This is a genomic window from Sorangium sp. So ce119, assembly GCF_051524405.1.
GTDB classification, from domain to species: Bacteria; Myxococcota_A; Polyangia; order Polyangiales; family Polyangiaceae; genus Sorangium; species Sorangium cellulosum_G.
This window is the reverse complement of sequence record NZ_CP150310.1, coordinates 7,792,149-7,816,168: the sequence shown is the minus strand read 5'-3', so window position 1 is coordinate 7,816,168 and position 24,020 is coordinate 7,792,149. Positions and strand designations below refer to the sequence as shown.

Genomic DNA, 24,020 nt, shown 5'->3' with positions numbered 1-24,020 from the left:
GTTGCTCATCGTAACGGGTACACCACGTTCACTTCAGGACTGCTCCTCGATGGATCCGTCCGCATCTCGAACATGCTTGCGATGCCGCCCGCCGCCACGGCGGTCAAGACGGCAGCGGTCGTGACCCACACCCATACCGGTCCTCCCCGCGGAGGGCGCGTTGTGTCGAGGGGCATCTCGATGCGCCGGGTCTCGCCGTTCAGCAGAGAAACCTCTCGCTCCTTCGGGAACATGCCGGGCGCGGTCACGAGCAGGCTGTGCCCGCCTATCGGCACGGTGCCTTCCCAACGTTCCCTGGCAACCACCTTGCCGTCGAGGGCGATCTGGTCGTTGCGACCAGCGGTGATGAGTAAACGCGCGCGCTGAACCTCCCTGGTGAGCCTCGCGTGAAGGTCGAGCGATTCCTGACCGGAGACCTCGACGACACGCTCGTACTTCGTGAACCCCGGCTTCACGATCCGAATTCGTCGCCTGCCGACGTCCACGCGGAGCCGCGCCTTCAGGGGAGTTTTCCCACGAGACTCGTCATCGACGAACACCTCGGCGCCAGCCTCGCTGACGTCGATGCTCATGAAGCTGATGTACGGTGTTACCGCCCGCACCAGTTCAGCTGCATCCTGCCGGTCAGCCGCGCTGAGCAGCGGGCTGGGATCCTTTTCGATCTGGGACGCCAGATCCGCCACCCGTGTGTAGTGTCCCAGGAGTTGCTCGCAGCGCGCGATGAACCAGAGCACACCGGGATCTTTCGACCGTTCGTAGCTTCCGCGGAACTTGATGAGCGCGTTAGCGTAATCTTTACTCTTGAGCAGAGCCCGCCCCGCGTCGAAATCAATCCGCGCGAGCCCGTTGAGACGTGTTTCGAGCGCAGGCGGCGTTACAGCGGGCGACGGAGCCGCGGCGGTAGAATCCGCAGCGTTCGGAGCAGGCGGCGTTACGGTCGTAGACGGTGCGGGCAGGCTCTCCTTGGGAGGATCAGTTGGGGGGTCCTGCGCGTCGGCCCGTGCGACGCAGAGAGATAGTGAGAGCCCGATCGAGACCTTGACGAGGCTCAGCTGCGGGCCAGAGCGCGGCCATGGCGGAATGGATACTCGCATGTTCCAGTTTCCTTCGTCTCACAGCTCGTAGTTCGACGAGCTATTTAAATATGCCTCTCAATGATTGATCCCGGGTCGTTGTCCGTTGCAGATGGACGCGCAGGGTTGCTCGGTGCCGGCGGGGGCGCAGTGCTGCTCGGTGGCGGAGTGTCCTCGCGCGAAGGCTGCGCGGGTGGGGCCGGCGGCTTAGGCTGCGGAGCTGTCGGGTCCTTCAGGGTGGCGCTGTTCGTCTTTGCGGGTGGTGCTTCGGCATTAGAGCCCTCCTCCGGCGCCCTGTCTTTCTCGTTCGAGGGACTCGCGGCCGCGATTGGCGCGGACCCCGGCTTATGTATCTCGGCAGCGTGAGCGATTTTGGCCCCGACTGGCTCCAGTTTGGCCACATCGCCCGCTCGCCACCGCACGAAGGTGTGCGTGACGGCGATGCCGGCCGCTACCGCAAGCGTCGTGATCCCGGCGATGGTCGCGACCTGCTTCTCTCTCAGCTTCGTGGGTAGCCGGCCTCTACTCTGTTCCGTCAACGCCTTCTCCGGCTTAGGCATGGCTCTTACCTTCGGCGGTCCGCTCTCGTCCTCGGCATGGGGCGCAGATTCACGACGTTCCGCCGGCGACCTACCCGGTTTGTCGTCGTTGTCCGATCGGATGGTCGACTCCATGCCGATCGCCGCATCCGCATCCGCCTCCTTTGGGATCTCGGACGTACCACCAAAGGAGGACTCAGGGGGGGGGGCGCCCGGAGGTGGCCGTCCGCTATCATGTCCCTGCGGCGCGGGCTGTGGAAGCGGGAGGCCCAGGAACCGCGAGGCACGGACGGCGCACTGCGCGGCCTCCGGAGGACCGAACGGCGCGATCGCCCATGCGAGCTCGGCGATGTTCTGGAATCGGTCCACCGGATTCCTCTGAAGGCAACGCATGATCGCCTGCTCGAGCTCTTTCGGCAGATCGGGGCGCAGTTGGCCCGGGGGGGTCGGGGATTCCTCTTGCACCCACATGATCAGCTCGGTGAGCGACTGCGCGGGGAACGCGGCTCGTCCGGTGAGGATCTCGTAGAAGAGCGCTCCGACGGACCAGATGTCGCTTCGCTGGTCCACCTGGCGAGCCGAACGCAGCTGCTCTGGACTCATGTAGAGAGGAGAACCAAGCAGGGCCGAACTCTTGGTGAGCCCCAGCGCTGGCGCGCCGTCCGCAGCATCGCCGATGGCCTTCGAAATACCGAAGTCGAGCACCTTCACGGTCCGAAAACCGCCTGCTGTGTTTGCGAGAAACAGGTTCGATGGCTTCAGATCGCGGTGGACAATCCGCATGGCGTGTGCTTCCGCGATCGCCTCGCATGTACCCAGCACATGCAAGGTGGCCTCGATGACGGATAGGGGACCGTCTTGCCGGAGCACGCGCGCCAGATCCTTGCCTTCGAGGAACTCCATCACCATGTAAGGTTGGCGGTTCGGCAAGTCTGCGACATCGATGACGCGCACCACGTGCGCGCTCGAGAGGCAGGCCGCAAGCTGGGCCTCCCGCCGGAACCGCTCGACCACCTCGGGCGTGGCCTCTGGCAACAGGAACTTGATCGCTACAAATTTTCTCAAATGAAGGTGCGTGGCCTTGACAACCAGGCCCATGCCACCCTTGCCCAGGACATCCTCTACCCGGTACTTCTCGGCGATGAGATCCCCGACCGACACCGGGCACTCCAGAGGAGCGCTCATGTTCGCGTCATCGCGCGTTGAACCAGATTGCTCATGCGATCCTCCCAGAAGCTTGTATGGCAAGCATACACGATCCACCGCTTGTATTCCAAGCGGATCTGCGCATGATTCGCACTTTGCGTACCGGACCCAGGGACGGCGCGCGCGCCTGAACGAGCGCCGCTCGCGCGCATACAATGCAAGCATGGAGCGCTTTGGGGGTCGCCTCGAGATCGTGGTCGGCGGGACGCGGATGGGAGCCCGGACTCGCCGGTCACGGAGCGATGTTCGACCCGATGCAACCGCTAATCCAGAGAGGCCGCGGAGCTCCTGTGCTGGTGAAGCTGTCCTTCGGTAATGCCGCTTCGAGCCGGATCCGTTCCGGTCGATCTACGGCCGGGAGCGCACGGCCTCCCTCCCTCAATTTATGGAGGACGCGAGGCGTGAGCGCACGCTGGTCTAGTAGATGACATCGAGAGCTGACGTCGCGCGCTGGACGTGCCCCGATGATTGTAGACGAATAACCTCGTGGCATGTTCAGCGTTGCCGGAGCGTCACCCATACGAAACAGGCGGAATGCAATCGCCAGCCGCTGCCCTGTGCGCGGGCGCCGAGGCGTCCGATCCGGAGCATCTTCCATTCCGTTCGCGCATCTGGTTCCTTCTTCCTCAGCGGAGCCTGCCGACGAGCAGGCTGCGCTCTGATTGAGAAAAATATTCGGAAGCCGCGAGGGTGCTCCAGGTGTACCCGACGGGCCGCCCCCTCTCGTCCGCGTAGAGACGCATGACGCCGACGCCTGCGCCCGGGTGCCACGAGCCGTCGGGGTTGAGCCTGGTATCGGTAGCGCCGTGGCCCGACTTGCTCGAGTCGACAATCGCGAGCTCGTACTGCGACGTGCCAGAAACAGCTGGAGGAGCCGCCGCTCTTGGTACAGGAAAATCGACGATGAGGCCGACGTGCCCGGAGTCTTCGCCCCCGTCAGGGTACCTGATGGCGATGATGTCGCCGGCTCGGACGCTGTTCACGTCTTGGATTTTTTCGAACCGCCGCTCGGTCGCGATGGCGTCATGATATGCCGCTGCGTTCGGGCTCGCGCTGCCGAACCATGCCGTGACGTCCGCGTCCGAAAGGTTGAAGGCCTGACGGAGCACGTGCGTGAGGAAGGTCCCACACACGCTGCGGTTCCTGTAGTCGAGCGATCCCTCGACGCCCGCCCAACGAACAAAGCTCGGATTGCGCCCGTACTCGTTGTGCTCGGGTTCGATGTTGTCCACCAGCTCGCGAGCCCAGAGCACGTGGCTCGGTACGGTGTCCGATTCGACGTGCGTCGGCGCAGGTCCGGACCCGCATCCAATCGCCATGAAGGTTATCACGGCAATGGATCCGCCCTTACGGAGTCGTTGCAAGTGCAAAAATCCCACGTGCCTGTTCCTCCGGCTGCCATCAGTGGCGCCTCTGGCGTCGCGGAGGCGACCGGCGGGCGAGCATTGCGTTAACCATCGCCCGGCAGATCGAGCGCGCGAGCGCCGTCGTTAGCGGGAGCAGTGAGCAACAACCGCGCCATGCGCTTCCACTCGGCGCGCCGCCGATCGCTGAGCGACGGAGGGGCTCAGGGCGCTCTGAGGTGCGGCCAGCTGCCGATCAGGCAAGCTGGAAGAAGAGCTGGTGCGCGTCGCGGTGTAACCCCCGCGTAACCAGACTCTTGTTCCGGAACGTCTGCTGGAAAATGCGCTTCAAGCTGTGAGCTGAAGGCTGTTACGGGGGTGTAACGGGTGTAACGGATGTAACGGGTGTAACGGGTTGAAGATGTCGCGAGTCCGCGCCGGAAGACCGGAGGGCGACGGGAGACCTCTCGCGAACCTTTGTTGGCCGTTCCTTGCGCCCGGCCTGCGTCAGAATTCGCTGTTCGCCCGGAACTTCCTGAGCTCGATGCCGTACCGCTTCAGCCAGCGATGGATCTGCACGCGCTGCTTGCCCATCGTTCGCGCCACAGCCGTAACGTTGCCCTCGTGCTGGCGCAGAAGGCGGACGATCTCCTGGCGTCGTGCCTCTTCATCGCTCTTCTGGTTGGCGGCCGCGCTCACGAGGGCGTCCTGCACCCTGGAAGGCAGGTGCTCAAGCCCGATCTCTTCCTTCTCGCTGGCGAGCAGGAGCGCCGAGGACAAGGCCTTTTCTAGCTCGCGCACGTTCCCGTCCCATCGATGCTGGAGCAGCGCCCGCGCCGCACCGGGCTTGATTTTGAGCCGCTCGGCGAACTCCGGAGTGGCGCGCCGGAGGAGCGCCGCCAGGAGCAAGCCGAGATCTTCACGGCGGTCGCGCAGAGGAGGCAGCTCGATGCGGTGTCCGGTGAGCCGATTCAGCAGATCCGCCCGAAATTTACCGTCCTCGACCATGCGGTCGAGCGGCTGGTGCGTCGCCGCGACCACCCGCAGATCCACCGGGACCGCGCGCGTGGCCCCTACGGGGCGCACCTCGCGCTCCTGGAGCACGCGGAGCAGGACGGCCTGCGCGTGCGCCGGCAGATCGCCGATCTCGTCGAGAAGCAGCGTTCCGCAATCGGAGGCGCGCACGAGTCCAGGGCTGTCCGACACGGCGCTGGTGAAGGCGCCCTTGCGGTAGCCGAAGAGCTCGCCCTCGATGAGCTCGCGCGGCAGCGCGGCGCAGTTGATGGGCACGAACTCGCCGGTGCGGCCCGAGAGAACGTGGACCGCCCGCGCCAGCAGCTCTTTGCCCGTGCCGGGCTCCCCCTCGACGAGCACCGGGACCGTCGACCGCGCGACCAGGGAGAGCCGCGCGAAGGTCCGACCGAGGGATGGCAGCATGGTCGCGAGCCCGGGGGCGAGCGGCCGCAGGCTGGCGCCGTCGAGCAGCGAGGGCTCTTCCTCGTCCAGCGACACCGAGTCGCGATAGATGAAGAACGTATAACCGATCTCCAGCACGTCGCCGTCGACGAGCTCCGCGCGCTTCCGCTGGGCACCATTGACGATACACCCGTTCTTGGAGCCGAGATCCTCGACCATCCATCGATTCGAGGCTTGCCGGAGCACGGCATGCTTCGACGACATATGTTGATCTTCAGAACGAATCTCAAGCGTGCGGCGCGCCCCCTCGTCCCGGCGAACGAAGGCTCGCGGCCGACCGCGGCCGACGAACACTTCGTCGAAGCCGTAAAGCGAGAGGCGGACTGGAGGCGCGAGCGGGCGATGGCTCTCGAGCACGAGGTAGAGATGCGGGCTGCTCGGGCGCGCCGAGCGCTCTCGTGTCTCGGCCGAAGAGGAGAGTGTGGTGCTGGTATCGAGATCGCCGTGCACGGGCCCAGACGTACCCAGTCGCGCGGACGCAGTCAATGGTGGCGTCGCGGCACATCGAGCGAGCGCTGCGCGGGAAGCCTTTCCCTTCTCGAGCACGCTGATGAGCCCGCCCAGCGACGATCGATGCGCGCGCAACGACGGTTCCCTCGAGCGCGGGGGCACCTCCACCCACGCGGGACGGTCCCGGCACGCAGGCGGCCAGCTCAACCCTGATCGCTTCCCCATCGCAGAGAGCACACGAGGACTCATCTCCACCACGCCCGCAGACATCGCCCAGACGCCTCCGTACGAATGAGAAAGCCGAATGGTGCTCCGGACCTGAAGACACGCTGAGCGCACCACGGGCTCATGTGGCACGCCCGTTGCAGGCGTCGCGCTGCACACGCTGTAGAGGCTGTGAGGTCTGCTGGAGCCCGCCGGCGATTGCGCCGCGAGCCCGGACCCGATCTTGGAACGCCTGCGCGTCAGGCCGGAGGAATAGACATGATCTCGCTTCAATGCCGTATCGCTCACACGCGCAAGGATCTTGACGATGCGCTCCGTATCCGCTGGGAGGTCTTCGGTCAGGAGCTGGATCTCATCGCGGCTGCGCCCGCCGCGCCGCGTGAGGTCGATCCGTACGACACGCTCGATACCACGGTCCATTTCGTCGTCTACGCGGACGGGCAGCCCATCGCGACCACTCGGCTGCTCTTGCCCAACCCTGAGATTGCATTCGCCCGCCGCGGTTGGCTTGGCCTGGATCTGGAATCCAGGTTCGATCTCGGTGCCCTCCATGTCCAGGGGCTCTCGCTGGCGGAGGTCACCCGTTTCTGCGTCCTCTCGCGGCATCGGAGCAGCGGAGCTTTGGATGCGCTCCATGCCGCCATGCTCGAGGAGAGCCGGCATCGCGGCATCACTCACTGGGTCGCCGCGGTGAACGCGGAGACCGACCACGCAGGGGACGCGAAGATCATCCTTCAGGTGGCTTCCGCGCTCGGGCTCGTGAGCCCCCGGGTCCAGGTCTCGCCGCTCGGCGGCGATCACCCGCCGACCTCTCCTGGCTTCCCCTTCTACAGCGATGAGGAGCGCGTGCGGGCCCACTCTGGCGCTCTCGGCGGGCTGCGACTGCCCCGGCCGCTCAGGGTGTTCACCCGCCGGATGGCCGCGCGTTTCATCGGTCCAGCGCGGTACGACAGCCGATTCCGTCGGTTCGCTGTGCCCCTGTTCGCCTCGGTGGAGGAGCACGCGAGGGCGCCGCGACCGGTGAGGACCACGCCCGTTGCGCAGAGGGCCGCCTGACCGAAAACCCATCTTGAACGGAGGATCACCATGACGACGAACGCGATGGACTGGATCACCGCCCTCGATCAGGAGATCGACGCTCTGCTCATCCGCCTCGACGCGGATCCTGCGGCCCGCCGGCTGTATGACGGCAGCGCGACGGCTAGGGAGTACGCGGCGTTCCTCGAGCAGATCTATCATTACGTGCGCTGGACGCGCCCTCTGTGCGCCCAAGCCGGCACGCGGCTCGAAGCGAGATGCATCGGGCGCTCGAGCGAGGCTTCTTCCGCGGATGGACGCGTCATTCTGTCGGCTCTTCTGCTCCGCAAGGCCGAGGAGGAGTCCGGGCACGAGCGATGGGCGCTTGACGATCTCGCGGCCCTCGGGCGCGACCCGGAGGCGGTCAGGCGCGCAGATCCCGCGCCGGCGACACAGGCCTACATCGCCTGGAGCCGCTATACCGCGGAGGCGGGCGCACCCGAGGCCTTCCTGGGTACAGCCTACGTGCTCGAGGCGCTCTCGACCCGCCGCGCTGGAGACGTTGCAGCGCGCCTCGTGGCGCGCGCCCGCATCCCTGGCATCGAGGGCGCGGTGCGGTTCCTGCGGGGGCACGCCGACGCCGACGAGGGGCACGTACGCGAGCTCGCCCAGTTGCTCGCGACGATCCCCTGCCCGGACGCACGCGAGGCCATCCTCCTGTCGGCGAGGATCACGCGGACGCTCTATCCGGACATGATCGCCGGTGCGCTGGCCGGCGCGATCTCGCAGAGCCCGGCGGCGACGAAGCGGGGGACGACGGATCACGTCAGCCCCGCTGCGCCGCGTGAACCATGAGTGCTGTCCGACTCGGTACCCCCAAGGCGTCGTAAATTCGCTGCAGGTGCTTTTTGACGGTCGCCGGCGTGCACGCGAGATCCTCCGCGATCAGTGCATTGTCCCAGCCGCGCAGCACGCGCTCCGCTACCTCGACCTGCCGTTCTGTAAGCCGCTCTCTCCACACCGCCGGAGCTGCTGCGACCGCCGTTCCCTCGCGCAGCTCCAGCACCCACAACTTCCGTCCCCGCTCGACGAACGGCACGAAAACGACGCGCAGTTCACCGTCCGATGTGCGTCGCACCCACGGCGCAGCCTGAGTGCAGGAGGCAGGCGCGGCCGCGGCGGCAGCGAGCGCATCGGCGAGCGGCATGGGGAGAGCGCTGGCGCTCCGCTCCACGGGGGCGAACCAGCGTTCAAGTAACGCCTCGGCGCCCGCGCTGCGCGAGAGCAGGGCAGCTGGCGGGGCGACCACCAGGACCTCCATCCCCTCGCGGCGGAGCGCCGCCTCCAGCGCGTCACCGCGTCGCACCGAATCGCCGAAACGTCGGCAGCTCCGCGTCGCGGCCGCGATCGAGGGGGCGAGTTGCTGCATTAGGGCCCGGTCACGGTCGGAGAACGGGCGCTGCCGGTCGCGGTAGAGGGTGATCCCGCCGTGCCAGCCCGGCTCCACCGCGAGCAGGACGGCCATGGCCTGCTCCAGCCGCATCCCGAGCTCCCGGCTGCGTCGGTACATCAAGCTCCGCTCGATGGCCCCGCGGGGTAGCATCTCACTGTCACGCAGCACCACGTTCGGCTGCGCGATCACGGCGCTCCGGACGAAGTCGTGCGGCGCGAGAGCGGCGTACCCCGCGAACAGCTCCGGCGGTAGATCGGCGACGGCCCAGTCGTATGCAGTGGGGTCCCCGGGGAGCGAGACGCAGAGCGCGCCGTGGTCCGCCGGCAGCAGCTGGCAGAGCGCGCCGTACGCCCCGCGCAGGACTTCGTGGAGATCCAGGGAGCTGTGCAGGATTTCGAGGAGTTGCCACGTGATCCGCTGCTCCCGCGCCGTCAGGTGGATGGAGGATCGCATCGGGGGTAGAGAATATCCGATGCGCGATTCATCGTGCGCATGCGTACCACCAAAGGGGTACGGGACCGTCCCGGCGGCTCGGAAGCCGAAGCTCAAGGGCCACTTGGCCGAGCAGTCCGGCGTAATGCGTAACGTCCACCGCCGTCTCCCGCGCGTGATGACCTTCTGGTGGTCCTCCCCTGCTTCCATGGACATCCTCGACGGCCCAGAGGGCGCGGAACGGCCTTCGCCGACGCAGCGACCCACAAGGTGGCGTGCGCGATGCTGAGCGCGAAGCTCCGCCGCGCGCTGGGCCTGGAGGCGGCCGCCTGGCTCGAGCAGCGGGCAGTGACCGGGGTACTGTGGCCCTCCTAGCGTTCAGTACGGCCGGGCAGGTGACGCAGCCCGCGCGGCCTACTACTGCAGCCGCGGTTAGGGAGCCCCGGCGCGGGCGAGCGGCCGTTTGCGGCGGCGCCTGTAGCAAAAGGCGCGAGCCTGGGCGCGCTTTCGGCGTCGTGGCGCTGTCGGCCGAGACGGGGGTGCATCTGACGACGCTCTCGCGCTGGCTTCGCGGTGCTCGTAGCCTCGTGCCCATGTCCGACGACGCTCGCCGCTCCGCGCCTCCGCCCCCCTCTGCCGCTCGCCGCCCCGCGGACTGGACCCCGGAGCAGAAGCTGCGCGCGGTGACGGACGCGGCCGCTCTGTCCGCGCGGGGGTTGGGCGAGTTCCTCCGCCGCGAGGGGGTGCACGAGGCGCAGTTCACCGAGTGGCGTAAGGCCGCGCTGGAGGCGCTGGGCGGGCCGGCAAAGCCCGGGCACGGCTCGGCCCCGTCGCGGCGCGTTCGGGAGCTGGAGAGGCAGCTGCGGCGCGAGGACAAGGCGCTGGCCGCGGCGGCGGCCATCCTGGTGCTCCAAAAAAAGCCCAGGCCCTCTGGGGGGACGGGGACGACTGCCACGTCGCAGGGTCATGGGGCCACCCCGTCGCAGGGTCATGGGGCCAGGGGGAGACGCCGCGATCGGCCTCGACCATGCCCGAGACCGCGAAGCGCGTCGAGGTCCCCGGAGCCGGGCGCGTAGCGACCGGCGACGTCTCTCTTTTCGCAGGGTCATGGGGCCACCCAGGCCCCAAGGAGCTCCCGAGCAGGGGTCGCGGGGCCGCGGCGCTCACGAGCAGGCAAGTTCACCCTGCCCCCGACGCCGCCGGCCTTCACGTCGACGAGGGGAGCGAGGTATGCCCAGTGGAGCGAGGGGGTCAGAGGCGCGGCCCCGGGCTCGACGTCCTCGCCGGGGCCGCAGCGGCTACCGCCGCTTGTTGCGTGGATGGATGGGTGGCTTGCTGCGCGCGGGCACCGGCGCGGCCGCGTTGCTCTCGTCGAGCTTCGGCTTGAGCCGTGGCCTGTACGACTCGCCTCGACGCGGCGTCGCGTGGGCGCGCGTGGCGGACCGGGGGGGCCAGCCACGACAGCGCCGGTCTCCCAGCTCCAGATGCTGGGCGCTCCGCGCGGAGCCCCCCTCGAGCGAGGTGGAGCACCGCCACGCTCGAGGGCGCCGGAGGTCCCTCAGGGTGTGATTCCGCGAGCTTGCTGGCCCTCTCTCGAAGGCGTCTCAGGCGTGGGCGCGGCTGGCGGGGCCGGGGAAGGGCAGCCGGCCTCCTGAGCGACCGCTCCGGAGTGGGCACCGAGCCGGCCGACGAGCGCGGCGAGCGCGGCTTGCACCGCGGCCTGGGCTTCGTGGAGCTCGTCGAGGCGACGTACCCAGTTCGAGAAGCGCACGCCCGGCGGTCGTCGTGGGATCGGCTCCCGCGGGTCGGGCCCAGCGCCGAGCGCGGCCCGCGCCTTCGTGCGCCGTGCGAGCGCCTGCTCGAGGACACGCTCCTCCGGACGCTGCCGTGTCGCAGGGTAGACGAGCCCGGCGCAGCGGCTGCAGCGCAGGCCCGGCGCAGCGAGGTAGAGCACGGCCGCTCGCGCGGAGCACCCGGGGCAACGCGCCCAGAGCCGGAGGCCGCCGGAGGCCACGCGGGTCGTCTCGAGCTGTACGGCGATCGTCCCGGCCAGCACGAGGCGCGCGCCGACGATGGCGAGCTCGACGTCGGTATCGACCTCGCCGCGTCGGGCGGCGCTGGCAAGCGCAGCGATGTTTACAGAAGTGATCTCAGCGGTCCTGCACCTGGGCACGCCGGCATCGTAGCAGGGCTCGATGCCGAGCTTCGAGAGCAGCAGCGGAGGCTCCAGGTCATCGAGGCCGGCGCGCTCATACCTTGGCGACGATCTCTTCGTGCGGGATTCCACGTCAACGTAGCGCGTTCTCCCGCTCCCAGCGCTCCTGCGCCGCGATCGCGTCGTCTGCGGCGCGGACACCGGAGACGAAGAGCGCCGCGTGCTCAGGGTCGTCCAGGTCGAGGCCAAACCGGAGCATCCGGGCGCGGTCGCGCGGCGGGACGGAGCGGAGGATCTCGGCGGCGGAGCGGGCGCGGCGGTAGGACGTCATATTACGAGCATACCAGCGTTGCGGGGGGACGTCGTGAACGAGAAGTATACCAAGGTGCCGCTCGTCAGCCGCTCGTCACTACCCGGCTGCCGTGCATGAGAACCGTCCTCGGCTCCCGTCTTTGGGGTGCAATAACGGCATCCTCGACGGAACGGCAGGTCTTCGACCTTGAGAACTCCCCGCGACGACGGCCCTCGAGCCGACGTTCCCGCTGCCGGTGATGCGCCTCGGAAAGCTGCGTCTTGTCGGGCGAGCGGCGTTCATCGCCCGGCTCGACCCGGCTCGAGACGCAGCATGATGCCGCCGCCGCGCTCCCGGAGCGCGCGACGGACGACGCCGAGCACGGCGGCGGTGCTCCCTGAGGCCGGCCTCGTGCCGGGCCCCTACGCTGGAGGGCTGCCGCAGGCGTGAGCGCGGCCGCGAATCGCGGTAGAAGAGAGCCGCCATGCCCCGCAGGCCCACGGGATCGCTCTTCCGCAACGACGCTGGTCGGCTCTACGTCCGCGTCCTCGTCGGCGACAACGACCGCGAGAGCTTCCCGCTCGACCCTAAGCTGACCGAGAAGCAGGCCGAGCAGCGCAAGGAGCTCGTCGCCGACTTGGCCGTGCGGCTGCGCGCCTCGCGCAACGTCACGCGCGACGCGATCGTCGCCTTGCTGGAGCGTGCGGCGGTACGCGAGGGCAGGGCGCTCCGCGACGTCATCGCGGCGGTCGATGTCGTCTGCAGAGGCGGCGCGCAAGCGAAGGTGGTCCCCGGCGGCGACTCGGTGCCGAAGCAGGTCACCGTCCAGCAGTTCGGCGAGCTCTGGACCTCGGGCGAGCTCGCGCGCATGTACCCCGACCACGTCAAGCCGAAGCGCAGCGTGGAGCAAGACGTCTACCGGCTCGACCGCCACGTGTACCCGATGGCCGGGCGTGTCCCCGTCGCTGCCTTCACGCTCGACGACGCCGAGCGCGTCATGCGTGCGCTGCCGTCGATGTCGCCCGCATCGCGTCGTCACATCGCGCAGCTCCTGCACCGCATGATGGCGATGGCCGTCTTCCCCTGCTGCCTCCTCGCGACGAACCCGCTCCCCCGCGGCTTCCTCCCGAAGCTCGGCCCCGCCAAGGCGAAGGCGTGCCTCTACCCTGACGAGGACGCCCGCATGCTCGCGTGCACCGCGATCCCGCTCTGCTGGCGCGTCCTCTGGGGCTTCCTGAACCGCGAGGGCCCGCGCATCAGCGAGGCGGCGCGCCTCCAAATCCAAGACGTCGACCTCGATCGCGGCGCGCTGCGCCTCGAGAAGAACAAGACGAATGATCCCCGCGCGTGGGCGCTGTCCCCCGGCGTGCCGCAGGCGCTGCGCGCCTGGCTCGCGCTCCGCGGCAACCCGCCTCCCTCCGCGCCGCTGTTCGTGAACGAGGACGGCGACCGCTTCAGCGTCGAGCACGCGGCCGAGCGCTTCCGCGCCCACCTCCAGCTTGCCGGCATCGACCGCCCGGAGCTCTTCGAGGACTCCGACGAGCGCCAGCAGGTCCGCGCCCACGACAGCGCTTGATCTTCATCACCGTCGCCTCGCGAGCGGCCGCAGCGAGACCTGGGTCGCCGACCGGACCGGGCACCGGAGCTCCGTCAGACCCCAGAGGTACCGTCGGGCGGCCAGGACGTTTGCAGAACTGGGCCTTGGCGAGCTAGCTTCCCTCGCCGAGGCGATCCCCGAGCTCGGGGGCAGGGGAAAAGCCACGGGGAACGTCACAGAAGAGGGTGGGGACGACACAGCGAGACGAAAAACACCAGTAAAATCAACCACTTGGCCCCGTGGCGAAATGGCAGACGCGGTGGATTTAAAATCCGCGGCCCGTACGGGCGTCCCGGTTCGAGTCCGGGCGGGGCTACCTTCATGTGCGGCGCGCCGAGCTCCCCCAGGCCGGCTGAGCTCCACGCTGGGAGCTGCCGCGAGCCGCCAGGTGAGCTGAGCCTCAGCCTGGAGGTGCCGAGCCGCTGGTCACCCTTCTGCGTGGCCGCCTCATGGGCGTCTCGCTACCGGCTGCGTCGCGCTCTCTCCTCTCCTCCTTCTCTCCTCTCCTCTCTCCTGCTGCGGCGCTCGTCCAGCGCCGCACCGGATACACGCTCTGCCGGCGCCCACGGCGTCTCACACCGTCCGAGGTTGTGTCGCGCTTCCTCTGCCCTCTGCCGCGCGGTCGGCGCGCTGCCTTCAGCCTCCCGCGGCGGCGGCTACCTGAGCTGCTTGCCCGCCTCGAACGGGGCCGTGTCGCTCTCTGTCCCTCGTGACGCCGACCTGCCCGAGGCGTCGCGTGGCCGTCGCGGCCGATGGCGTCCTGTCTCGGTCTGACTCGGTCTGAAGGGAGGCCTGCCGCTGCTGGCTCCCGTGTTCGCTGGGCTCGACAAACCAAGTGGACTCGATTAATGGGAGCGCCACGATACATGGATCTGGACATCGACTGTCTGCGTGAGGCCAGGGTAGAGAACGTAGAACGGCTTGCGCACGCTCTGGGCGTCAAGCTTCCCGAGCACAAGCGCCACGACAGGCGCGCTTACTCCCGCGAGCTCATTCGCGTCGTGATGCAGGGCATCCGGCGCGACGCCGAGCGGTCGCGCGGCCGCAGGTTCTTCGGCCGTAGCTGAAAATCTACCCCACTGTAACAAGCGCGTTGAACGGCGCGGGCCGGAGTTGCCCCGCTCGTCAGGCCCGACCGAGAGCCTCTCGGAGACGGTTCACTCCGTCTCGACCGGCTCCACCGTGCTCCTGGCACCCCGGTAAGCTCCCGGGCTACCTCTTCGCGGTGTGGGGGATGGGCCGGTATCTCCTGGCACCCCTGTAGGCTCCTCGGGCTGTTCTTCGCGCCGGGGGCCGATCAGCTCGAAACGCCCTCCTCGCCCGGCGCCCGTCAGCTCAGACCCCGCCCCCTCACCCCCGCCCCAGCTACCGCCCCTGCGGCTTGCTCCGCATCGCCAGCCGCCCCCCCGTCACCCGGCTCCGCGCCGCCAGCAGCAGCGGCGCCGCCGGCGTGAGCGGGTCCACCAGGTCATTCACCTGGAGCATCGCCTTGTCCGCCACCTTCCACGCCGCCGCCTGACCCGACGCCCCCTGCTGGGGCGAACCCGCCAGGTCCAGCGCCCGGCTCAGCTCACGGCCCACCCGCGCGATCCGAGCGAGCTCCTCCCGCGACGCGCCCCCGTCCTTCGCCGCCGCATAGATCGCCCGCACCACCCCGAGCAGATCTCGCACGGCATCGAATGGAAACGGCGGGGTGCTGACCGGAATGGGCACTGCGCCAATGTACAGCAACTCGCCGTTTGATGGAGCATTTGCATTCCGATGACTCGCGTAAGATTTCCACAGGATCGTCTCAGTTGTAATTTTGGAAACAGAAAAAATCAGTTGAGCGCTCCCACCGCCTCCTCGACCGCCCCGATCAGCGCCCCGCCTCGGATGAGCTCGGCCGTCGCCGCGATGTCGCGGTAGAGGGGCCGGTCCTCGGTGAGCTCCGGCACCACCCGGCGGATCGCCGCGTGGGCCGCCGCGACGCCGGCGCTGGGCCGGAGCGGGCGCCGCTGGTCGACCCCCTGCGCCGCCGTGATCAGCTCGATCGCCAGCGAGCTGCGGACGTTCTCGATCACCTGCGCGAGCTTGCGGGCGCTGATGCTGCCCATGCTCACGTGGTCCTCGCGGCCGGCGCTCGACGGGATCGAGTCGACGCTCGCCGGGTGGCAGAGCACCTTGTTCTCGCTGACGAGCGAGGCGCTCGCGACCTGGGCGATCATGAACCCCGAGTGCAGCCCGCTGCGCGGCGCCAGGAACGGGGTCAGGCCCGTCGAGAGCGCCGGGTTCACGAGCTGCTCGACCCGCCGCTCGCTGATGTTCGCCAGCTCGGCCGCCGCCATCGCCGCGAGGTCCAGGGCGAGCGCCACCGGCTGCCCGTGGAAGTTGCCGCCCGAGATCAGCTCCGCCCCGCCCTCTCCGCCCGCGCCGCCCTCTCCGCCCGTTCCGAGGAACACCGTCGGGTTGTCGGTGACGCTGTTGACCTCGCGCGTCAGCACCTCGGCCGCCCACGCGAGCGCGTCGCGCGTCGCCCCGTGCACCTGGGGCATGCAGCGGAGCGAGTAGGCGTCCTGCACCCTCGGGCAGTCCGCGTGGCTCTGCATGATCTCGCTGCCCCCGAGCAGCGCGCGCAGGTTGCCGGCCGTCCCCGCCTGGCCCGGGTGCGGGCGCACGCGCATGAGCCGCTCGTCGAACGGGCGCTTCGAGCCCATGAGCGCCTCCAGGCTCACCGCGCCGGCGATGTCCGCGACCGTGCAGAGCGCGGCCGCGTCCCGCAGCGCCAGCGCGCCGAGCGCGGTCATGTACTGGGTCCCGTTGATCAGCGCGAGCCCCTCCTTCGCGGCGAGCTCGATCGGCGCGAGGCCGGCCTTCCCGAGCGCCACCGCGCTCGGCATGAGCTGCCCCTCGAAGCGCGCCTCCCCCTCGCCGATGAGCGCGAGCGCGAGGTGCGCGAGCGGCGCGAGGTCGCCCGACGCGCCGACCGAGCCCTGCGCGGGGATGCGCGGGCACACGCCCCGGTTCAGCAGCTCGGCGAGCAGATCGAGCACCTCCGTGCGCACCCCCGAGTGCCCCAGCGCGATCACCTGCGCGCGCAGGACGATCATCGCGCGCACCTCGGCGTCGCCGAGATCGGGCCCCACCCCGCACGCGTGGCTCCGCACGAGGTTCCGCTGGAGCGCCCGGATGTCGTGATCGGCGATGCGCGTCTCCGCGAGCGCGCCGAACCCGGTGTTGATCCCGTACACCGCCGGCGCCGCGTCGCCCGCCGCCGCGATCGCGTCGATCGCGCGGCGCGAGGCCGCCGCGCGCTCGCGCGCCTCGGCGCAGATCGCCACCGGACGGCCGCGCCGCGCGACGTCCTCGAGATCGGCGAGCGAGAGCGGGCGGCCCAGGAGCAACGGAGGAGGAGAAACAGCGGAGGCGTGCGGCGTCGAGAGGGTCACGAGGGCGCACGCTAGAGCGGCGGATGCCCCGAGAAAAGGCGCCCGCGCGGCCGTGATCGGCGCCGTCCGTCCGCTCGCCAGGACCGGACCAGACCCCCCGGCGTCGCTCCCCTGGAAACCGCGGAACCGTGCTCTGGCCGGAGCGACGACGCCGGACACGACCGCCCGAAGCACCGGCGCTTTCCCCCTTTCTTTCGGCGCTCTGGCCCTGTCCGGCTCACCCCCCGGAGCCCGGATCGCGGCCAGCGCGCTCCCGGGGCTCCCGCCGGCGACGGAAGAATCCGGTGCCCCGCCGGGATCGATCCGCCTATCCTTCGCCGGGCGCGTTTCCCGGCCGGGCGCCGGCGCGCGATCGCTTGCTTCCATGCGTTTCGCCTTCGCCTCCTCCGCCACGCTTGCGTTTGCTGTCGGGCTCGTCTCGCCGGCCGCCGCTCAGCCCGCCGAGATCGCGAGCGCGAACGCAAACGCAAGCGCCGATCGCGGCGCACCGTCGGCCGCCGGCGACTTCGAGGAGCGGCTCGTCCTCGACACGGGTCGCGCGCCGCTGCCCCCGCCCGACCCGGACCGGACGACGTTCTCGCTGCAGGGCGAGTACCAGCTCCGCTACCGCGCCATGACCGACCTCCGGCTGCGGGCGCCGCCCCTGTCCGATCCGGGCGCCACGACGCTCGGGCAGCACCAGTACATCGCGCACTGGCTGCGCCTCTCGCCGCGGCTCCACCTCGCCGACAAGGCCTCGATCGTGGCGCAGATCGACGTCGTCCGCGGGCTCATCGCCGGGGACACCACGCGGCACGTCGAGCAGGTGCGCGACGCGCGCGCCGAGCTCTCGTGGTACGAGGTGCACCCGCGCCACCTCTACCTGGAGGTGCCGTCGTCGGCCGGCGTCCTCCGGGTCGGCCAGCAGGGCGCGCACTGGGGGATGGGGCTCCTCGTCAACGACGGCGAGCGCGCGACCCTCTTCGGCGACCCCGAGCGCGGCTCGCTGATGGAGCGCGTCCTCTTCGCGGGGACGCCGATGGGCCCGAGCGGGCCGCTCCTCGTGACCGTCGCGGCCGATCTCGTGTTCGAGGACAGCGCGGCCGACCTGCTCGGAAACGACGTCGAGGGGCAGGACGAAGGGGAGGGGGATCGCGCCCTCCAGGCGGTCATCTCGGCGCTCTGGCGCGCGCGGCGCGGCGAGATCGGGGTCCACGGCGCGCTGCGGCGGCAGACGCGCGAGCGCCGCGCGAAGACGAGCCTCGCCCAGTTCACCGAGACGCTCACGGCGGCGGTGCTCGACGTGGCCGGCAAGTTCAACGCGCCGGTGCCGGGGGGCGGCGCCCACGTCTACGGCGAGCTCGAGGCCGCGGCGATCCTCGGCTCGACGTCGTTCGTGCCGAGCGGGCCCACGCCGCCCTCCGGCCCGGGGGCCCAGCGCGCGCCCGTGTCGGTGCGCTCGATCGGCGGCGCGGCCACGCTCGGGGCGGTGCACGTCGCGGGGCGCGGGCCGCGGCCGGCCGATCGGTTCGGGCGCGTCGTGACCGAGATCGAGGCCGGCTACGCCTCGGGCGACGACGACCCGCGCGACGGCGTGGCGCGGCGGTTCACGTTCGACCCGAGCCACAACGTCGGGCTCCTCCTGTTCGACCATGTGCTCGCCTGGAAGACGGCGCGCGCGGCCACGATCGCCGAGCGGGAGCTGTTCGCCGCGTCCCCCGAGCCGGGCATCCGGTGGCTGCCCTCGAAGGGCGGCGTGTTCGGCGCCGCCTACGTGAACCCGCGGATGCTCGTGCGGCCGGCGCGCTGGCTCGACCTGAAGGCCGGGGCTGTCATCGCCGAGACGACCGCCGACCTCGTCGATCCGTACGGCCCTGGCAGGGCGGGCGGCGGCCTCTCCACCTACGACGGCGGCGACCGGCGCCGCCACGATCTCGGCGTCGAGCTCGACATCGGCGTCGACGCGCGCATCGCGATGGGCAGGCTCGTCACCATCCAGCTCGGCACCGAGGCCGGCGCCTTCTTCCCCGGCGGCGCGTTCGACGACGCCGCGGGCGCCGAGCTCCCCGACCAGTACCTGCTCACCCTCAAGCTCGGCGTCATCCACTGACCAGGGCTCCCCGGCCGCCGGAGGCTCGTGTAGAGGTCAACAAGACGCGAAGCGACACGGCAGAGCTTCGCCCGGCAGAGCCTTCCCCTGGCAGAGAGAGATGGGAGAGACACGATGCGCAAGCGACTCGCGCTGAGCCACCTTCCGACCCCGATCCAGCGCCCGCGGCGGCTCGCCGAGGCGCTCGGCTTGGACCTTCATGTGAAGCGCGACGACATGACGGCGGGCGCGGAGGCCGGCAACAAGATCCGCAAGCTCGAGTACCTGCTCGCCGCCGCGCAGGAGGAGGGCGCCGACTGCGTGATCACCTGCGGCGGCCTCCAGTCGAACCACGCGCGCGCGACCGCGCTGCTCTGCGCCTCGCTCGGCCTGCGCGCGGTGCTGTTCCTGCGCACCGCCGTCCCGTCGGCCGCGGCGCCGCTCGAGGGCAACGTGCTGCTCGACCGGCTCGCCGGCGCGGAGATCCGGCTGATCTCGCCCGAGGCGTACCGGAGCCGCGAGGCCGTGATGGCCGAGGCGGCCGCCGAGATCCGCGCGGCGGGCGGCCGGCCCTACGTGATCCCGGAGGGCGGCTCGAACGGCCTCGGCGCGCTCGGCTACGTGCGCGCGATGGAGGAGATCCGCAAGCAGCTCGACCTCGGCCTCGCGGGCGGCAAGCCGTTCGACGTCATCGTGCACGCGTGCGGCTCGGGCGGGACGGCGGCCGGAACGGCGCTCGGCGCGTCCCGCTACGAGGTGGCCGGCGAGGTGCGCGCGATGGCGGTGTGCGACGACAGGGCGACGTTCGCGCGCGTCGCGCTGGGGATCATGGACGACGCGCGCGCGCTCGATCCGCGCCTCGGCGCGCCCGCGCACCTCGTCATCGACGACTCCGCGAAGGGCCCCGCCTACGGGGCGTCCACGCCCGAGCAGCGCGCGCGGATCGTGAAGGTCGCGCGGCTCTCGGGGCTCGTCCTCGACCCGGTGTACACGGGCAAGGCGTTCTCCGGCCTCTGGGACATGGCCGAGCGGGGCGAGCTCTCGGGCAAGCGGGTGCTGTTCCTCCACACCGGCGGCCTCCCCGGGCTCCTCGCGCAGGCCGCGGACTTCACCGACGCCCTCTAGGTCCCGCCGCGCCACCACGCGTCCGCGAGCGACGCGTCTTCCAGGGTGTCGATCTCCATGTAGCCGCCGTGGGTGTCGACCTTGTGGAGCGCGGCCCCGGACTCGATCATGCTCTGGAGCAGATCGATGAGGTAGGCGCGCCGGAACGTGCGGCCCTCGCGGAACTCCGGGCGCTCCGAGAAGGCGGCGCGCGCGGCGTCGAAGGCGGCCAGGAACTCCGAGGCGCCCCGCGCCGACAGCTTCATCACCCCGATGAACTCGCCCGTCGCCGACGCCGGCGGGATGCGGCGCGAGAGCTCCACGACGCGGCCCGCGCCGTCGGCGCGGAGCTTCTCGGCGTCGGTCTCGGGGTGCTGCGAGCGGTTCACGTACCGCCGCCGCCAGTCCGTGTCGCAGGCGAGCGCGATGTCGTGCGGCGAGCGCACCAGATCGGCCACGATCTCGGGCCGGTAGACGATGTCCGCGTACGTCGAGACGAAGCCGCCCTCGAGGTGCTCGCGCGCGCAGAGGAGCGAGAGCAGGATGTTGTTCTGCTCCCAGTCGCGGTTCTCGACGTACGTCAGATCCGGGTACGCGGCGCGGATGACGTCGGCCTTGTAGCCGCAGACGAACACGACGTCCGACCGCTTGAAGCCGCCCGCCGCGAGCGCGTCGAGGATGCCGTCGAGCATCGGACGGCCGAGGATGGGGACCAGCGTCTTCGGCAGCTCTTCGGTCAGGTGACGCAGCCGGCTGCCCCGGCCCGCCCCGATGATCACGGCCTTCACGACGCCGCCGTTACCACGGCCAGACTCGGGCGATCACCGCGACATGAGAAGCAACCAGAAACCCCACGGATCCAGGCCTCCTTACGGAATCGTGACCGTGAGGTGACCCCCTGCCCGCCGACCCACGGGCTAGAAACCAAAGCATGGAGATCGCGGTCGTCCTCATCGCCCACTCTACGCTCTCGGTCTTTTTCCAGACCTTCTTCCTGCACCGGTACGCCTCGCATCGGATGTTCACGATGTCGAAGCGCTGGGAGCGGATCTTTCATTTCCTGACGTATCTCACGCAGGGCTCCTCGTACCTCGTGCCGTGGGTCTACGCGATCTTGCACCGCATGCACCACGCCTTCAGCGACACGCCGAAGGACCCGCACTCGCCGCGGTACTACTCGAACGTCGCCACGATGATGTGGGACACCGCGAAGCGCTACGACGCGATCTACGACGGCACGGCCGACGTGGAGCCGCGCTTCCTCGGCGGCTACCCCGAGTGGCCCACGCTCGACCGCATCGGCAACTCGTGGATCAGCCGCCTCGCCTGGGGCACGGGCTACGCGGTCTTCTACATGGCCTTCGCCTCGCACTGGTGGCAGTTCCTGTTCCTCCCGCTCCACTGGACCATGGGCCCGCTGCACGGCGCGATCGTGAACTGGTGCGGTCACCGCTACGGCTACCGCAACTTCAACAGCGACGACGACTCGCGCAACACGCTGATCCTCGACGTCGTGACGCTCGGCGAGCTCTTCCAGAACAACCACCACAAGTACGCGATGAGCCCCAACTTCGCGGTGCGGTGGTTCGAGATCGACCCGGCCTATCAGGTCATCCGCGTGCTCGCCTGGCTGGGCATCCTCCAGATGTCCGACAAGCGCCAGGTCGCCCGGCTGGAGCCCGAGGTCGCGCAGGCCGAGGGATAGCGGCGATCGGCCGCCGGCCGCGCGTCAGGCGCGGCCGCGGTCGGCGCGGGCCGTCGAGCGAGGCGCGCGGAGCCGAGGCACCGCGCGCCTCTCCTTTTCAGGCGTTCTCGTACAGCAGCCGGAACGCGCCGGGCACGTCCCTCGGCCCGACCTGCTCCTTGCGCTTGTTGAACTCCGGCAGGCAGGCCTGATAGGCCGCGTCCACCCGGAGATCGCTGCCGTCGTAGCCCGGGCGCCAGATCTCCATCGTCTCGCGCGCGAGGTCGATGATGTCCTTGAACTGCCCGCGCTCCTTCAGGATCTGCGTGCTGAGCCCGTACATCAGGAGCCCGCCGGGGATGGCGCCGAGCGCCGTCGTCGCCAGGGCTGGATAGCAGATGCGCGACGTCAGCACCCCGAACCGCTCCCGGATCTCCGCCATCGTCTTGCGCTGGAGCAGCTTCGCGCCCGCGAGCGGCCCCATGGCGTAGACGGGATCGTCGCTCGGGTAGTCGTAATCGCAGAAGGACACCACGCTCTCGCCCCTCGCGAGGAGCCCCGCCGCGGCGAGCGGCTCGGCCCACAGGAGCGACGACGTGCCCATGAACTTGTTCGTGCGCTCGATGTCCGCGTCGTTCGCGACGTCCACCTCGACGAGCCCGAGCTTGCGGATGTTCTCGGGGCGCGAGAAGTCGGGGATCTGGAGCACCGCGTCGAACGCGACGTCGAGGTCCTTCACCTTCGTCGGCCCGTGCTCCGCGTACCGCTTCATCGCGCCGGCCGCGATGCCGTTCACGAGGTGCACCGCCCGATACCGCTCCTTCAGCGCGGCGACGACCTCGTCGATCACCTGCGGCTTCGTGGCGTCGTTGTTCCAGAACCGCGCCGTGAGCCCCTCGGCCTCGGCCGCGTCGCTGATCGCCTTCACGTGGTGCGGGCCGATCTGCATCTTCTCGCTGTCGAAGTGCACGGCGAAGACGGCGGCCCGCTCCCCGAAGAGGAGCTGCAGCGCGAGCGCGCGGGTCATGCCGTTCGATCCGCCCAGGATCAGCACGGCCGTGTCCGGGGCGATGCGCGCGCCGGCCGGGCTGATGCGGGCGCGGTGCTCGGCGAGCTGCTCGGCCGCGACGCGCGCGCCGTGCTCGGACAGCGCCCCGACGAGCGCGCGGCGATCGAGGCCGCCGAGAGGAAGCTTCTTGAAGGTCTCTAGGTCATCCATCACGTCCGGCGTCTTACCGTCTCCCGCGCTCCGCGTCACGACTGGACAGCTCGCCGCCGTCCGGGCGCGCCTCCTTTGCGACGCCGGCGTCCGAAGCGGGAGCCCCCTCCGTCCGAGCCGTGATAGAACGATCCTGTGAAGACGGTTCTTGTCACTGGCGGCAGCGGGTTTATCGGGCGCGGTCTGGTGAAGGACCTGCTCGCGCGGGGCGATCGCGTGACGGTGCTGACGCGCGACGTGGCGCGCACCCAGGCGGCGCTGCCGGGCGCGCGCGTCGTGTCGTGGAGCTCCGACCGGCCAGGCCCGTGGTTCGAGGAGGTCGACGGGGTGGACGGGGTCATCCACCTCGCGGGCGAGTCGATCGTCAAGCGCTGGTCCGAGGACGCGCGGCGCGAGATCGTGAGGAGCCGCATCGACACGACCCGCCTCATGGGCGAGGCGATCGGCAAGGCGAAGCGCAAGCCGGGCGCGTTCCTCTGCGCCTCCGCGGTCGGCTACTACGGCCCGCAGCCGGGCGAGCGGGTGCTCGACGAGGACGCGCCCCCCGGCGAGGGCTTCCTCGCCGACGTCGTCGTCCACTGGGAAGAGGCGGCCCGCGCCGTCGAGGAGCAGCACGGCGTCCGGTCGGTGCAGCTCCGGATCGGCGTGGTGATCGGCGAGGGCGGCGGCGCGCTCGACAAGATGATCGCCCCCTTCCGGTTCTTCCTGGGCGGGCCGATCGGCGACGGCAAGCAGGTGACCTCGTGGATCCACCGCGACGACGTCGTGGGGCTGACCCTGCTCGCCCTGGACAACGAGGCGGTGCGCGGCCCCCTCAACGTGACCGCGCCGCACGCGGCGACCGGCGAGGAGGTCGCGCGGGCGATCGGCGCCGTGCTCCGCCGGCCGTCGTGGCTCCGCGTGCCCGAGGCGATGGTGAAGCTCGGGATGGGCGACGCGGCCGAGATCATCACCACCGGGCAGCGCGTCTATCCCCGCCGGGCGGAGGCGCTCGGCTACCAGTTCCGCCACGCCCGGCTCGTGCCGGCGCTCGAGTCGATCTTCAGCCGCTGAGCGCGCGCCGTCCGCCGCGCGCCGTCAGCCGCGCGATCGTCAGCGCGCCGAGCGCGCCGGCGCGCTCTCCCGCGTGGCCCGCGGAGGGGCTGGGCAGCCGGGCGCCGCGCGCCGCGGCGCCCGGCTGCTGCCCGCGCAAAAGAAAGAGCCGCCGGTGGCGCGCTGAGAAGTCGACCGTTGTCGAGCAGCGCACCATCGGGAGCCCG

19 protein-coding genes and 1 tRNA gene are annotated in these 24,020 nt (G+C 70.1%); 10 read left to right on the top strand and 10 right to left on the bottom strand.

Annotated elements, in window-relative coordinates; genetic code table 11:
* Positions 1 to 5: 5 nt before the first annotated feature.
* The 4 genes from WME76_RS29425 to WME76_RS29410 form a co-directional block, all read right to left on the bottom strand.
* Complete coding sequence (locus WME76_RS29425) at positions 6 to 1,094, bottom strand: PEGA domain-containing protein (protein WP_437955585.1); 1,089 nt, start codon at positions 1,092 to 1,094, stop codon at positions 6 to 8.
* A 44-nt stretch (positions 1,095 to 1,138) separates the two neighbouring features.
* The gene (locus WME76_RS29420; protein WP_437955584.1) at positions 1,139 to 2,797 is read right to left on the bottom strand and encodes a serine/threonine-protein kinase; all 1,659 of its coding nucleotides are present in this window, start codon (positions 2,795 to 2,797) and stop codon (positions 1,139 to 1,141) included.
* A gap of 647 nt (positions 2,798 to 3,444) precedes the next feature.
* Positions 3,445 to 4,197 (bottom strand): hypothetical protein, encoded by a 753-nt coding sequence (locus WME76_RS29415; RefSeq protein ID WP_437955583.1) that lies wholly within the window; start codon positions 4,195 to 4,197, stop codon positions 3,445 to 3,447.
* A gap of 471 nt (positions 4,198 to 4,668) precedes the next feature.
* A complete protein-coding gene (locus WME76_RS29410; RefSeq protein ID WP_437955582.1) occupies positions 4,669 to 6,087 on the bottom strand; it encodes a sigma 54-interacting transcriptional regulator in 1,419 nt (472 codons plus the stop codon).
* 483 nt (positions 6,088 to 6,570) lie between these two features.
* Here WME76_RS29410 and WME76_RS29405 point away from each other — a divergent pair, with 483 nt between their 5' ends.
* Together WME76_RS29405 and WME76_RS29400 are read left to right on the top strand one after the other, a co-directional pair.
* On the top strand, positions 6,571 to 7,368 hold the full coding sequence (locus tag WME76_RS29405) for a GNAT family N-acetyltransferase (RefSeq protein WP_437955581.1): 798 nt from the start codon (positions 6,571 to 6,573) through the stop codon (positions 7,366 to 7,368).
* A gap of 30 nt (positions 7,369 to 7,398) precedes the next feature.
* Positions 7,399 to 8,184 (top strand): iron-containing redox enzyme family protein, encoded by a 786-nt coding sequence (locus WME76_RS29400; RefSeq protein WP_437955580.1) that lies wholly within the window; start codon positions 7,399 to 7,401, stop codon positions 8,182 to 8,184.
* Here WME76_RS29400 and WME76_RS29395 read toward each other — a convergent pair.
* Positions 8,156 to 9,235: a response regulator transcription factor gene (locus WME76_RS29395; protein WP_437955579.1), complete on the bottom strand. Its 1,080-nt coding sequence runs from the start codon at positions 9,233 to 9,235 to the stop codon at positions 8,156 to 8,158. The genes WME76_RS29400 and WME76_RS29395 overlap by 29 nt on opposite strands.
* Before the next feature lie 572 nt (positions 9,236 to 9,807).
* Here WME76_RS29395 and WME76_RS29390 point away from each other — a divergent pair.
* Positions 9,808 to 10,290, top strand: coding sequence for a transposase (locus WME76_RS29390; protein WP_437955578.1), 483 nt, complete (start codon positions 9,808 to 9,810; stop codon positions 10,288 to 10,290).
* Between the two features lie 1,212 nt (positions 10,291 to 11,502).
* Here the strand turns inward: WME76_RS29390 and WME76_RS29385 are convergent.
* Positions 11,503 to 11,700, bottom strand: a complete 198-nt coding sequence (locus WME76_RS29385; RefSeq protein WP_437955577.1) for a hypothetical protein — start codon at positions 11,698 to 11,700, stop codon at positions 11,503 to 11,505.
* 445 nt (positions 11,701 to 12,145) lie between these two features.
* Here WME76_RS29385 and WME76_RS29380 point away from each other — a divergent pair, with 445 nt between their 5' ends.
* From WME76_RS29380 to WME76_RS29370, 3 genes are all read left to right on the top strand, one after another.
* Entirely contained in the window at positions 12,146 to 13,237 is a 1,092-nt protein-coding gene (locus tag WME76_RS29380) for a tyrosine-type recombinase/integrase (protein ID WP_437955576.1), read from the top strand.
* A 254-nt stretch (positions 13,238 to 13,491) separates the two neighbouring features.
* A tRNA-Leu gene (locus WME76_RS29375) sits at positions 13,492 to 13,574 on the top strand.
* Positions 13,575 to 14,124: 550 nt separating this feature from the next.
* Positions 14,125 to 14,325, top strand: coding sequence for a hypothetical protein (locus tag WME76_RS29370; RefSeq protein WP_061607041.1), 201 nt, complete (start codon positions 14,125 to 14,127; stop codon positions 14,323 to 14,325).
* Between the two features lie 298 nt (positions 14,326 to 14,623).
* Here WME76_RS29370 and WME76_RS29365 read toward each other — a convergent pair whose 3' ends face one another.
* Positions 14,624 to 14,929 carry a hypothetical protein gene (locus tag WME76_RS29365; protein ID WP_437955575.1) on the bottom strand — a complete coding sequence of 102 codons (306 nt, stop codon included), beginning with the start codon at positions 14,927 to 14,929 and terminating at the stop codon, positions 14,624 to 14,626.
* Positions 14,930 to 15,078: 149 nt separating this feature from the next.
* A complete protein-coding gene (gene hutH / locus WME76_RS29360) occupies positions 15,079 to 16,686 on the bottom strand; it encodes a histidine ammonia-lyase (RefSeq protein ID WP_437955574.1) in 1,608 nt (535 codons plus the stop codon).
* 364 nt (positions 16,687 to 17,050) lie between these two features.
* Here hutH and WME76_RS29355 point away from each other — a divergent pair, with 364 nt between their 5' ends.
* Together WME76_RS29355 and WME76_RS29350 are read left to right on the top strand one after the other, a co-directional pair.
* Positions 17,051 to 18,775, top strand: coding sequence for a hypothetical protein (locus tag WME76_RS29355; protein WP_437955573.1), 1,725 nt, complete (start codon positions 17,051 to 17,053; stop codon positions 18,773 to 18,775).
* Positions 18,776 to 18,889: 114 nt separating this feature from the next.
* Positions 18,890 to 19,879 carry a D-cysteine desulfhydrase family protein gene (locus WME76_RS29350; protein ID WP_437955572.1) on the top strand — a complete coding sequence of 330 codons (990 nt, stop codon included), beginning with the start codon at positions 18,890 to 18,892 and terminating at the stop codon, positions 19,877 to 19,879.
* Here WME76_RS29350 and WME76_RS29345 read toward each other — a convergent pair.
* A complete protein-coding gene (locus WME76_RS29345; RefSeq protein ID WP_437955571.1) occupies positions 19,876 to 20,646 on the bottom strand; it encodes an NTP transferase domain-containing protein in 771 nt (256 codons plus the stop codon). The genes WME76_RS29350 and WME76_RS29345 overlap by 4 nt on opposite strands.
* Before the next feature lie 143 nt (positions 20,647 to 20,789).
* Here WME76_RS29345 and WME76_RS29340 point away from each other — a divergent pair, with 143 nt between their 5' ends.
* Positions 20,790 to 21,563, top strand: coding sequence for an acyl-CoA desaturase (locus WME76_RS29340; RefSeq protein ID WP_437955570.1), 774 nt, complete (start codon positions 20,790 to 20,792; stop codon positions 21,561 to 21,563).
* 97 nt (positions 21,564 to 21,660) lie between these two features.
* Here the strand turns inward: WME76_RS29340 and WME76_RS29335 are convergent, their stop codons facing one another.
* Positions 21,661 to 22,761 (bottom strand): hypothetical protein, encoded by a 1,101-nt coding sequence (locus tag WME76_RS29335; RefSeq protein WP_437955569.1) that lies wholly within the window; start codon positions 22,759 to 22,761, stop codon positions 21,661 to 21,663.
* Between the two features lie 135 nt (positions 22,762 to 22,896).
* Between WME76_RS29335 and WME76_RS29330 the strand changes: the two genes are divergently transcribed.
* Positions 22,897 to 23,814: a TIGR01777 family oxidoreductase gene (locus tag WME76_RS29330; RefSeq protein WP_437955568.1), complete on the top strand. Its 918-nt coding sequence runs from the start codon at positions 22,897 to 22,899 to the stop codon at positions 23,812 to 23,814.
* Positions 23,815 to 24,020 lie beyond the last annotated feature (206 nt).